The 12,777-nt window shown below is 39.5% G+C and carries 10 protein-coding genes; 8 read left to right on the top strand and 2 right to left on the bottom strand.

The window, feature by feature from the left end; genetic code table 11:
- Positions 1-23 precede the first annotated feature (23 nt).
- Genes AC27JR_RS11665 through rlmM form a run of 4 tightly spaced genes read left to right on the top strand, consistent with a single transcriptional unit; the run spans position 24 to position 3,040 of the window.
- Positions 24-920 (top strand): transcriptional regulator GcvA, encoded by an 897-nt coding sequence (locus tag AC27JR_RS11665; RefSeq protein ID WP_008115185.1) that lies wholly within the window; start codon positions 24-26, stop codon positions 918-920.
- On the top strand, positions 920-1,576 hold the full coding sequence (locus tag AC27JR_RS11660; protein ID WP_076920285.1) for an alpha/beta family hydrolase: 657 nt from the start codon (positions 920-922) through the stop codon (positions 1,574-1,576). Before AC27JR_RS11665 ends, AC27JR_RS11660 begins: the two co-directional genes overlap by 1 nt.
- Positions 1,569-1,937 (top strand): DUF423 domain-containing protein, encoded by a 369-nt coding sequence (locus tag AC27JR_RS11655; protein WP_008115187.1) that lies wholly within the window; start codon positions 1,569-1,571, stop codon positions 1,935-1,937. Before AC27JR_RS11660 ends, AC27JR_RS11655 begins: the two co-directional genes overlap by 8 nt.
- 17 nt (positions 1,938-1,954) lie before the next feature.
- Positions 1,955-3,040: a 23S rRNA (cytidine(2498)-2'-O)-methyltransferase RlmM gene (rlmM, locus tag AC27JR_RS11650; protein ID WP_076920284.1), complete on the top strand. Its 1,086-nt coding sequence runs from the start codon at positions 1,955-1,957 to the stop codon at positions 3,038-3,040.
- 42 nt (positions 3,041-3,082) lie between these two features.
- Here the strand turns inward: rlmM and cysZ are convergent, their stop codons facing one another.
- Positions 3,083-3,793, bottom strand: a complete 711-nt coding sequence (gene cysZ / locus AC27JR_RS11645) for a sulfate transporter CysZ (RefSeq protein WP_370587363.1) — start codon at positions 3,791-3,793, stop codon at positions 3,083-3,085.
- 317 nt (positions 3,794-4,110) lie between these two features.
- Here cysZ and AC27JR_RS11640 point away from each other — a divergent pair, with 317 nt between their 5' ends.
- Positions 4,111-6,357 carry a putative bifunctional diguanylate cyclase/phosphodiesterase gene (locus tag AC27JR_RS11640; RefSeq protein ID WP_487173686.1) on the top strand — a complete coding sequence of 749 codons (2,247 nt, stop codon included), beginning with the start codon at positions 4,111-4,113 and terminating at the stop codon, positions 6,355-6,357.
- Between the two features lie 404 nt (positions 6,358-6,761).
- On the top strand, positions 6,762-8,321 hold the full coding sequence (locus AC27JR_RS11635; RefSeq protein WP_008115194.1) for a BCCT family transporter: 1,560 nt from the start codon (positions 6,762-6,764) through the stop codon (positions 8,319-8,321).
- Positions 8,322-8,454: 133 nt separating this feature from the next.
- Here the strand turns inward: AC27JR_RS11635 and AC27JR_RS11630 are convergent, their stop codons facing one another.
- Positions 8,455-10,059 carry a methyl-accepting chemotaxis protein gene (locus AC27JR_RS11630; protein WP_131691920.1) on the bottom strand — a complete coding sequence of 535 codons (1,605 nt, stop codon included), beginning with the start codon at positions 10,057-10,059 and terminating at the stop codon, positions 8,455-8,457.
- Positions 10,060-10,261: 202 nt separating this feature from the next.
- On the opposite strand from AC27JR_RS11630, the gene AC27JR_RS11625 reads away from it, so the two are divergent.
- Both AC27JR_RS11625 and speA read left to right on the top strand, forming a co-directional pair.
- Positions 10,262-10,720: a GNAT family N-acetyltransferase gene (locus AC27JR_RS11625; protein ID WP_131691268.1), complete on the top strand. Its 459-nt coding sequence runs from the start codon at positions 10,262-10,264 to the stop codon at positions 10,718-10,720.
- A gap of 143 nt (positions 10,721-10,863) precedes the next feature.
- Positions 10,864-12,777: a biosynthetic arginine decarboxylase gene (gene speA / locus AC27JR_RS11620; protein ID WP_487173684.1), complete on the top strand. Its 1,914-nt coding sequence runs from the start codon at positions 10,864-10,866 to the stop codon at positions 12,775-12,777.

The raw sequence follows: 12,777 nt of genomic DNA, 5'->3' as shown, positions 1-12,777 counted from the left end.
AACTAATTCTAAGCTTGGTTGTCATGTCAAGACGAGTTCCTCCATTAAACGCGCTAAAAGCTTTTGAAGCTGCAGCCCGTCATTTAAGCTTTACTAAAGCCGCAGAAGAGTTGTATGTGACGCAGGCTGCGGTAAGTCATCAAATTAAAACCCTCGAAGAGCACTTAGGGTTAAAGCTGTTTTTACGTAAAAATCGCTCGTTACTTTTGACTGAAGAAGGTCAAGGCTACTTTTTAGATATTAAAGAGATTTTTACTCAGCTAATTGACGCAACCGAAAAGCTATTAGCCCGAGGTGCTAAAGGCTCGCTAACAGTGAGTTTAACTCCGAGCTTCGCTATTCAATGGCTTATTCCTCGATTGAGTTTATTTAATGAATTGCACCCAGAAATTGATGTGCGAATTAAAGCCCAAGATCAAGACGAAAACTCGTTAACTGACGATGTTGATATTTCAATTTACTATGGTCGTGGTCATTGGAGTGGCGTACAAGCTTATAAATTGCATACTGAATACTTAGTGCCGCTGTGTAGCCCATTACTGTTAAGTGGACCCAGAGCGCTTAATCAACCAAGTGATTTAGCAAACCATACCTTGTTGCATGACACCACTCGTAAAAACTGGAAAACCTGGATGAAAACCGCGGGTGTTCGCAATGTACAAGTTAACCAAGGGCCTATTTTTAGTCACTCCTCAATGGTGCTGCAAGCAGCGGTACATGGCCAAGGGGTTGCAATTGGTAATAGTGTTTTAGCAAAACCAGATATTGATGCAGGGCGATTAGTGATCCCGTTTAACCACAGTTTAGAAAGTAAAAACGCTTATTATTTGGTGATCCGTGAGTCGCAAAATGAATTAGGTAAAATTGTGTCATTTAAAGATTGGATGTTAAGCCTAGTTGAGCAGGAGCAAGAATATTAATGAGCATTGAATGGGTTAAAAGCAGTCAGCAGCCTGCAATAGCACAGTTTATATTTGCGCATGGTGCAGGGGCTGGCAGTGATTCTGAGTTTATGCAAACCATGGCCAAACAGCTCAGTGAGTATGGTATTGACGTTGGGCTGTTTGATTTTGAATACATGCAAATTGCTAAACAAACCAATAAACGTCGCCCACCAGAGCGAGCACCAAAATTACTTACATATTTTGAGCATATACTTACTCAAGCTGATGCAAATTTACCGCTATTTATAGGGGGTAAATCAATGGGCGGGCGCATGGCGTCTATGCTTGCTTGCTCAACCTCGCATGCTGTTTTAGGTGTACTTGCGTTTGGTTATCCGTTTCATCCACCGGGCAAGCCAGAAAAACTCCGCACAGATCACTTTGCAGACATACCATGTCCTTTTTTAGTACTACAAGGTGAACGAGACACCTTTGGTACTCGCGAAGAGCTTGCCACAATGGCCATGCCAAAACAGCCGCAATATGTATGGTTAACTGATGGTGACCACTCACTAAAACCACGTAAAAAAAGTGGTATCACAGAGCAGCAAAACCTGAATGTTGCAGCAATCCAGGCCGCTAAATTTATAAAAAACACTGTTGAGAATATAAAAGAGGAAAAACATGATTAAACTATTTTTACTCGCAGGCAGCTTCTTTTGTCTATTTTCAGTGATATTGGGCGCATTTGCTGCCCATGGTTTAAAAAGTCGCTTATCAGATTACGCTATTGGTATTTTTAAAACCGCCGCTGAGTATCAAATGGTACATGGGCTGGCACTGATTGCAGTGGCAATCTTAATAAAGTGGGGCATTAATTTAAGCCTAGCGGGTGGTTTTTTTATAGCAGGTACACTGTTATTTAGTGGCAGCTTATACTTACTGGCATTAACCGGCTTAAAGTGGCTGGGCCCAATTACCCCCTTGGGTGGGCTGTGCTTTATTATTGGTTGGATAGTTATTTTAGTGCAAGTTGCACGATTTAAGTTTTAAAGAGTTTAAGGGTTAATATGTCTAGTGTTGTGATTTACTGTCGTAGTGGTTTTGAAAACGATGCCGCTGCTGAAATAACGTTTCACGCGGCCGAGCAAGGGTTTGCTGGGTATGTAAAAGCTAAACCAAATACCGGTTATGTTATTTATGAATGTTTTGAAGCGCAACACAGCGACGAAATAATCAAAAAAGTTGATTTTAAAAATATGGTGTTCGCACGCCAATGGTTTGCCGGTAACTTGATAGAAAATATGCCTGTAGAGGATAGAGTGGGCGCTATTGTTGATGCCGCAAAAGACTTTACTTTATGCTCTGAGCTGCGAGTAGAAACACCCGATACCAACGAGGGCAAAGAGTTACTGACTTTTTGCAAAAAGATATCAACTCCACTTAAAAAAGCACTCGAGAAACAAAACACCGTATTACGTGAACCAAAAGCAAATCGTCCAGTGATGCATGTGCTGTTTTTAGCTAATAATACTGCGTATGTGGGTTACTCTTACAGTTATAACAACTCACCTTTCTTTATGGGTATTTTACGTTTACGTATGCCAAGCGATGGCCCAAGCCGTTCAACCCTTAAGTTAGATGAGGCATTTAATGTGTTTATTCCTGAGCAGCAGCGTGAGTCGCGAGTACAGGCTGGGATGCGCAGCGTTGATTTAGGTGCTTGCCCAGGCGGCTGGACTTATCAGTTAGTTCGCCGTGGTATGTTTGTTAGCGCGATAGATAATGGCCCAATGAATGAAAGTTTAATGGAAACAGGGCAAGTAAAACATTTTAGAGAAGACGGTTTTAAATATCGGCCAGAAAAAAGAAATATCACTTGGTTAGTTTGCGATATGGTAGAAAAACCTACGAAAGTAACCAACCTGATGATTGACTGGGCAGTAAATGCCTATGCAAAAGAGCTTATTTTCAATCTAAAATTACCGATGAAAAAACGCTTTGACAGTGTGTATGAATGTCTAAAAATGATTAGAGAAGAAATGGCGAAGTTCGGTATCAGCTACGAATTACAAGCTAAGCATTTGTACCATGATCGTGAAGAAATAACGGTACACTTAAATGTAATTAAAGTACCACAAAGCTTATATAGTTAATCGATTAGCGAGTATAAAAAATGGGCCAACTGGCCCATTTTTTTAACTACGATATTGTGGTCGGTAATGCTCAACCCATAACCGCGTAGCGCCACATACTGCCACAGGCATCACAATTAAATTTATGAAAGGGATAGCGGTTAACAGCATTACTGCAAAGCCAAACCCATAAGATAACCCTTGTTTGCCTTTTAAGTCACTTTTCATTTGAGTGAAGCTGACTTTATGGTTATCAAAAGCATAATCTTTATATTGCACCGCATACATCCAGCAGGTAAAGAGTACCCAGAGTACTTGGCCTATTACCGGTAACACCCATAATAAAATAAAAAAGCCAATAGCGCGTGGGAGGTAGTAGCAAAGCTTAGTCCATTCTCGGCCCAGCATTCGCGGCACATCTTTTACTAAATCAGCTAATCCGTCATCGTTAATTTTTTGACCAGTTAAGTATAGCTCTACTTTTTCACTAAGTAAGCCATTGAAAGGGGCAGCAATAAAGTTAGTAATAACGGTAAATAACATACTGTAACTAAACAGCACCACCAGCACAGCAATCGGCCACATTAGCCATTCGAGCCAACTAAGCCATTCTGGAAGCATTGAATTTACAGCGTTAAAGCCATCACTAAGCCAGCCAAATAAAAAGAATAAGGAGCTACCAAATAATAAAATATTAATAAGTAGGGGTATAAGCACAAAGCGTTTTAGCCCTTTTTGACTAATTAACTTAAACCCGGAAAAAAAATATTCCATACCTTGTGTTATTTGCACACTAACCTCACCAATTATTTATATTTTAGCTATTATAAATAGCCTGATGATTTTAAACAGTACTTTTAAGTAACAAAGTATTTAATAAAGGGCACTTGCATACGTCACAATAATAAATTATTCATTTAGGAGGTATTTAAATCCTTCATAAGTGCCTAGGCTCGCGCAATAGACTAAATTACAATGGATGCTAATTTCAATATTATGTATAGTCGAGCTACTATAATAATTTATTATAAACAGCACTTTATAAGAATATAGCGGCGCATTTAGCGTAAGTGATTGTTGAGGAATATAATTTGATTGAAATAATGAGAGTCAGAAAGCTGCTTTCTCAGCAACAAAGTATATTATCTAAAATAGCCTTGGGTGCACCACTTGATGAGGTGCTTGAAAATATTTGCTTATCTATTGAGGAGCTGATTGAAGACGCTTCTGCAAAGTGCTCTATATTAACGCTCAAAGGTGAGCAGCTATTTCATAGTGCAGCCCCTAATATTGCAAAGGGTTACTGTGACGCCATTAATGGCGTGCATATAGGCCCCAGCGTTGGCTCATGCGGTACTGCAGCGTATGAAAAAAAGCGAATTATTGCCTCAGATATTGCAACATCACCCTTATGGGAAAATTATAAAGCGTTGGCATTGAATTTTGATTTAAGGTCGTGCTGGTCAACCCCTATTATTTCAACCCAATCAGATATATTAGGCACCTTTGCAATTTATCATGACAGTGCCAAGTCACCAACACCACAAGACTTAGAATTAATAGACTTTTTTGTTGATTTCACCAGTATTGCTTTAGAAAAGCACACCGAATCACTGAAATCAGAAGCATTGCTTGCAGAGTTACAGCAAAGTAATGAAAAGTTTAAATCCTTTACAAAAGTACTTCCCGATCTTACTCTTATTTTGAGTGAAGAGGGCGAGTATACCAACGTCTACGGCACTGCTAATGAAAGCTTATATTTAAGCCAAGAGTACGTTATTAACCAAAATGTTAGAGACATTATGCTGCCCGAGGATGCCAGCCCTATTATGGCGGTAATTGACAAGACTCTACAGACCAATGAAGTCCAAGTGTTTGAGTATCAGCTAAATATAAAAGGTAAGCAGCTTACATTTGAGGGGCGAACAGCCCCGCTTGAAAGTTATCAACCTAATAATCCTTCGCAGCGACATGTGGTATGGATGGCCAGAGATATCTCTACTCGTAAAGCTGTAGAAGAAGAAGTACAACGGTTAGCATTTTTTGACCCGCTTACAAACCTCCCAAATAGAAGGTTGCTGAATGATAGACTAAGCATGTATGTGGAGCGAATTAAGCAGTCTGACCATACCGGTGCACTCTTATTCTTAGATTTAGATAACTTTAAACGTATAAACGACTCATTAGGGCACAATGCCGGTGATGAAATACTGGTTGAGCTTTCACAGCGACTAACTGGTGTTTTAGGCCCAACAGATACCCTTGCCCGCGTTGGCGGTGATGAATTTATTATACTCATTGAGAATGTAGGAGATAGCCATAAGCAAGCGAGTCTTGAGTCAGAATTAATGGCTAAAGTGGTACAAAGCGTTTTTTACGACAAGTTTGAGGTAGGGGATTTAGCGTTTCAGGTAAGCTGCAGTATAGGTATATGTTTAATTAATAACGCCAATGCCATTAGCGAAAATATTTTAAAGTTTGCAGATACCGCTATGTACCGCTCTAAAATGAAGGGCGGTAATAGTAGTAGTTTTTACGATCCTGCATTGCAAACCTTACTGGAAAATCAAACTGAGCTTGAAACAGATATAGTAAGAGCGATTGCATGTGATGAATTTTGTGCTTACTTTCAGCCTCAATTATCAATTGACGGCAGTATTATTGGTGCAGAAGCACTTATAAGATGGAACCACCCAACCAAAGGGCTAATTTCTCCTAATGCGTTTATTCCGATTGCTGAGCAATTTGGCTTAATTCAAAAGTTACAAAACATTGTATTGCGCGATATTTGTATTTTACTGGAAACGCTTCGTGTTCATAAAGTACTGAAAAACCAATTTAATGTGTCTATTAACATTAGCCAATGTCAGTTTAATTCTTCTACTTTAAAAGGAGAGTTGTTCAAAGCGATTAAGACATATGATGTATCACCCTCACAAATTAAATTAGAGATCACTGAGTCAATGTTAGCGGGTGATTTAATGAGTACGGTAAAGCAAATGGAAGAACTAAAATCGCAGGGGTTTGTGTTTTCGATTGATGACTTTGGTACTGGCTATTCGTGTTTAAAACACTTGAGTGTTTTTCCGATAGATGAACTAAAAATAGATAAAAGCTTTATTGATAAAGTGCTAGATAACGCATCAGGGCAAAGCATTGTGCAGTCTATTATTGGTTTAGGTCATAGTTTAGATATTAACATTGTAGCCGAAGGGGTCGAAAGTACTGAGCAACTACATATATTAAAGTCTATGGGTGTAAACGCGGTGCAAGGTTATTTATTTGCGAGGCCATTAACACACAGTAACTATTTAACATGGCATAAACAGCATCAATAATCTCGTGTTACTCACTTACTGAGGCGGCAAATTTAGTTATCCTAATCGATAAGTCGCTTTGTTTACGCTCTCATTAGGCAGTAACGTTTAGTCACTTACTGCGCTTTAGCTAAAGCAGAAATGTATATTTTTTGTTTATTTGCTACTTAGATGTAATTTATTGTTTATTATTGTGTAACTATTGCACAAATCATTGCTGCGGCATTGGTTTAGCGTTTTTAACGCGTTAAACTAGTTAGCAATTGGCAATAAGTCTACTTGTTGTGACATTATCTAAACGTGAACACGACAAGTACTTGAAACTCGCTTTTGAGTTGCTTTGTCGTTTGTTGAAACTAGGGTTTAGAGTGGTGTCATGGTATGTCGCTATGTCGGTAACTTTAAAGAACCATTAGGAGCGATAAATGAATACCACGAAAGCAGCTTTAAAGTCGGGTGAAACACATTCTTCCCGGGTAAAGTTTCTGGAAGGGGTTGATATACCCGTTTTTTTAATCAGTGGCGGTATATTAGTTTTATTTGCCGCGCTGGCACTGTACGACATAAAACTGATGTCGGATTGGATAAACTCTGCCTTTGCCTTCTCCACCAAAATATTTGGCGCCTTTTGGCAAGTCCTGCTGTTATTAACCTTTGTAATTGGTATATTTTTGGCCGTAGGTCGCACCGGTTCAGTGGTGCTGGGTGGTTTAAAAACCCCTGAAATATCTACCTTCAAATGGATAAGTATTATTATGTGTACTTTGCTTGCTGGTGGCGGTGTATTCTGGGCCGCAGCAGAGCCAATGGCACACTTTATTTCTCCGCCCCCGTTATTTGGCGGTGAAACTGGCACTAATGATGCCGCCTATAACGCCCTTGCACAAAGCTTTATGCACTGGGGCTTTTTAGCCTGGGCTATTTTAGGCAGTTTGACCGGCATTGTTTATATGCATCTTCATTACGAAAAAGGCTTACCACTTAAACCACGTACTTTGCTTTATCCCGTATTTGGCGATCGTGCTATGAAAGGGGCGCTTGGTACAATTGTTGATGCATGTTGTGTACTCGCTGTGGTTGCTGGCACTGTGGGCCCAATTGGTTTTTTAGGCTTACAGGTGAGTTTTGGCCTAGATAAATTGTTTGGTATTCCTGACACCTACACCACACAAGTGGTTATTTTATTTAGTTTAATTGGCATTTATACACTTTCAGCGGTAAGTGGCGTTACTAAAGGTATTCAGCTACTAAGCCGTTTTAATGTTGTATTAGCTGTAGTACTGATGTTGTTTATTTTACTGATGGGGCCAACTGCGTTTATTATCGACAGTTACATTCACTCCTTCGGTTTGTACTTAGATAACTTTATTCCTATGGCTACATTTCGTGCTGATAAACCATGGTTAGACTGGTGGACCGTATTCTTTTGGGGCTGGTTTTTAGGTTATGGCCCATTAATGGCTATGTTCGTTGCACGTATATCCCGAGGCCGAACTATCCGTGAAATGATTTTACTTATTTCTGTGGTTGCGCCAGTGATCACCTGCTTTTGGTTTACTATTGTGGGTGGCTCAGGCATCTTTTTTGAGTTAAATAACCCCGGTGTTATATCAGAACCTTTCGCAGGGCTTAATTTACCAGCGGCATTGTTAGCCATTACTGAGCAGTTACCCATGGGGTTTGTTGTGTCGGTGTTATTTTTAGTACTGACTACTATTTTTGTGGCAACAACCGGTGATTCAATGACTTATTCGGTATCTATGGTAATGACGGGTACCGATCACCCACAAACGTCTATTCGAGTGTTTTGGGGGATCATGATGGGGGTGATGGCGGCGTTGCTTATTTCTATAGGCGAGGGCGGAATTTCAGCCTTACAGTCCTTTATTGTGGTGACCGCGGTGCCAGTTTCGTTTGTGTTACTACCGTCACTTTGGACGGCACCACAAATAGTTAAAAAAATGGCAGATGAGCAAGGGCTTTAATTGCATAAAAAGGCGCTCGTCAGCGCTTTTTTTATTTTATGCATTGCCTGTCCTGAAATGTGTTTACACATTTAGGACTTATTTTATGAAAACCACTAAAACTAAAGACGTTAAGCGTACTCAAACAATTCGATTATTTTAAAAATGAAGCTAGCTCGTCAACGTGCGTTTGAGTTTCATTTATTAAAAGCCCAATTTGTGCCGCTGCTTCGTTTGACGTTTTGGCAAGGTTACGTACTTCGTCAGCAACCACGGCAAAACCTCGTCCAGCTTCACCAGCTCTTGCAGCTTCAATGGCCGCATTAAGAGCAAGTAAATTAGTTTGATCTGCCACGGCATTAATGGTGGTGACCGTAGTTTGAATTTTCCCTAATACCGTTGACATTGATTGATGCGTTCCAGTAACTAATTTGTTTCTAGAAGATACATTACTACCAAATACAACATATTTAGAAATTTTACCGTTTAAATCGGTAATAGAAGAAATAATGCAATCTAGCGTTACGTCTTCATTTTGATGCGTTAATGACATCATTACTTCAGTCGGTTTACCTTGGTTGAGCATTTGAATACGTGAAGCGTCTAAATACTCTCTTAAATTACCAAACACACTCGCTATGTTTGAGCCATCAGATATGTTTAATTGCCTTTTAGTATATTCATTGGCGGATAAAAACTGGCCATCTTCATTAAACTCAATCACGGCCGAGTGGCTACTTATTGCATCTTTTTGGTTTATTTGTTCAAGTACTTGGCGTTTAATTTCGCGAATATCTGAACTGACGCCCACAAACCCAGTGTGCTGGCCATTATCATTAAATGTTGGGTTTACCGACAGAACGATCCAATATGGCACGCCATTTTTGTCAAAATTTAATATTTCTTCATAAAATGGTTGTTTATTTTTGAGGTTTCTTGAAATCCGCTTAACTGTTTCTTTGTCTGTTTGTTCACCCTGCAAGAAATTGCCTGGCTTTTTGCCTTTTACTTCTGCAAGTGTATAACCTGAAAGTACTTCAAAGCCAGGGTTAACATATTCTACTAAGCCATCTTTATTGGTAATAAGTACACTCGTGCTGGTATTGCTGACCACTTTAGATAACAGTTCAAATTGCTTATAGTCTTCCACTTGCGATTGTTTCGACAACACAAATGCAGACAACAACGAATTATTAAAGTTAAAAGTAGTATGGGCTACATTATAATAAATATTGTCTTTTACAGATAAACACAGTGAACCGTGCTCGCTGTTTAAGGCACCTTGTAAAACGTTTAGCAATTTAGTGTTTTCTTTGGGCAGTAGTCCAGCATCGGCATTGTTCAACGTATCTAAATTATTCGCGACAAGCTTTTCATTATCATCGAAGACTGCGTAGATATCTCCACCTAAGCTCAGTAGTGTTTGCCAAGCTTGTTCATCTAACACTCTCATAGGCTCTGGCTTAAATACATGAAGCGAGCATGTATCAAGCTCTTTTAATGTAAGTGGGCTAATATGTTGGGTTAAAAACAAGTTATTTCCACAAGCAATAGTTTTGCTTGTTGGATTATACTGTTTATTTAAATAGGTTAATGTATTGGTATCATTAGTTTGGTTAAGTGTCCTACTTAGCGATTTAAACTCGTCGTTCACTGCAATAACAATGTTGTCGTTGTTAACGATAATCGCAGCTGCTTCGTGTACATTAACTAGCTGTTTTGCAAACGCCTGTTTTCTTTTTTTTGGGCTAAACCACATCATTTCTTCCTAACTTACACTCTAATTGATTGCATTATACGCCCATCATAGTACCTATAGGTCAAAACTATTGTTTTTTATTTTGCAATAATAATTTTGTGTCGGTATTTTTAAAGGTAATCACATAAAACATAGTTATTGTTCATTCGTTACAATGCGTTATAGTTTGCTAACAAATATGAAAAAGAATTAGAGATAGCCCATGCAGTTAATAGATTTAACCCCTGATGATCCGGATGTGATTACTGTTTTTTCTGATATCGACAGACTTATTAATTCTTTATACCCAGTAGCTACAGCGCAGTCATTGTCAGTTAGTCAATTAGGCCAACCCAATGTGTATGCAATAGGCTTGAAAAATGAAGAGGGGATTATTGCTTGCGGGGCGATTGTTATGCAATTTGATACAAAGCCCTATGGCGAGATACGCCGTTTATATGTAAAACCTAGCTATCGCGGAAAAGGCTTGTCGCGCCGTATTATGCAAATTTTATTATACCATGCTGGCGAGGAAAAAATCCCAGTTATAAAACTAGAAACAGGGCCAAAACAAATACAATCAATTCACCTTTATGAGAATTTAGGGTTTGTGCAATGTGAACCTTTTGGTGAATACAAAGCAAACCCAAACAGCTTATTTATGGAGCTTGCGCTTGGCTAATATTGCGCTATTGAGTGTTTTTTTTTATCAATTTCAATCATCACTCGTTACGAGTAGAAATACTTGTTGGACATGAATCACTATTTTTCTTTTAATGCGCGCAACTAGCCGGTTTGGCATTCATAAATAAAAGAGAAAGATAAATGAAAGAGACAACATCACTAGAACAAGCTCGTACGAGCTACAACGTTCGTCATTGGAGCCAAGGTTTTTTTGGTATTAATGATCAAGGTGATGTGTATGTTGCGCCAAAGGCTGATGCCCCACAGCAAACCATTGCACTAACAGACATTGCTAAGCAGCTTGAAGAAAAAGGCTTAAGTTTGCCAGCACTCGTTCGTTTTCCACAAATATTACACCATCGTGTGCATAGCCTATGTGGTGCATTTAATACCGCAATAGAAAGCTATGGCTATCCAAAAGACTACCTATTAGTTTATCCAATTAAAGTAAATCAACAGCGTGAAGTTGTTGAAGAAATTGTTGCCAGCCAAGCACAAGTAGAAAAAAAACAGCTAGGTTTAGAAGCAGGCAGCAAGCCAGAGTTATTAACCGTATTAGCGCTGGCTGAAAAAACCAGTGCGGTGATTGTGTGTAATGGCTACAAAGATAAAGAATATGTGCGCTTAGCGCTGATTGGCGAAAAGCTGGGCCATAAAGTGTATATCGTACTTGAGAAACTATCTGAGCTGGACATGGTGCTTAGCCAAGCCAAAGAACTTAATGTAAAACCGCGTATTGGTATTCGTGTGCGTTTAGCCTCGCAAGGCAAAGGTAAATGGCAGGCCAGTGGCGGTGAAAAATCTAAGTTTGGGTTATCTGCTTCTCAAGTGCTTTATGTAGTAAACCGCTTAAAAGAAACAGATCAGCTTGATTTAGTTCAGCTTGTGCATTTTCACTTAGGGTCGCAAATGGCTAACATTCGTGATGTACGTTTAGGTGTAAGTGAAGCCGCACGTTTTTATTGTGAACTACGCAAGTTGGGCGCGCACATAGAGTGCCTTGATGTAGGCGGCGGTTTAGCGGTTGATTATGACGGCACGCGCAGTCAATCTCACAACTCAATGAACTATAGCTTGGCTGAATATGCAAATAATATTGTGTACACCATAGGCGATATTTGTAAGCAGTATGAACAGCCTTTTCCTACTATTATTTCAGAGTCGGGAAGAGCATTAACGGCGCACCACGCAGTACTGATTTCCAATGTAATTGGCACCGAAACGTATACACCGGAAGAAATAGAAGCGCCAGCTGATGATGCGCCGCAGTTACTTAAAAATATGTGGATTTCATGGCAACAATTGCATGTGCTTACTGATGACCGTGCATTAATTGAGATTTTTCACGACAGCCAAGGTGATTTAGCTGAAGCGCATAGTCAGTTTGCGATGGGATTATTAGATTTAACCCAACGTGCATGGGCCGAGCAAATTAATTTGCGTGTGTGTTATGAACTAAACAAATTAATGGATAACAAAAACCGTTTTCATCGACCGATTATTGATGAACTGAATGCGCGTTTAGCGGACAAGTTTTTTGTAAATTTCTCATTGTTTCAGTCATTGCCTGACGCGTGGGGAATTGATCAAGTGTTTCCAGTATTGCCATTAAGTGGTTTAACGCAAGCACCGCAAAAGCGTGCGGTGTTATTGGATATTACTTGTGATTCTGATGGCGCTTTAGAGCACTATGTTGATGGTCAAGGTATTGAAAGTACATTGCCAGTACCTGAGTTCACAGCAGATAAACCATATTTGATGGGGTTTTTCTTAGTAGGTGCCTATCAAGAGATTTTAGGTGATATGCATAACTTATTTGGTGATACGCACAGTGCTATTATCAATATGGATGAACAAGGTGTTGCTAGTATTACAGAAATTAATCATGGTGATACTGTGGCTGACATGATGCGTTATGTACATTTAGATGTTGAAGGTTTTCAGCAGTCATATGCGCAGTTAGTGAGCGCAAAAATTGCACCTGATGAACAGCAAAGCGTTTTAGACGAGTTGCAAAGCGGCCTTGATGGCTACACTTATTTAGAAGAGTTATAA

The organism is Pseudoalteromonas sp. NH0006-26, from assembly GCF_057552415.1.
Note: the sequence above shows the minus strand (reverse complement) of the source record. Positions and strands in the feature narration are given on the sequence as shown.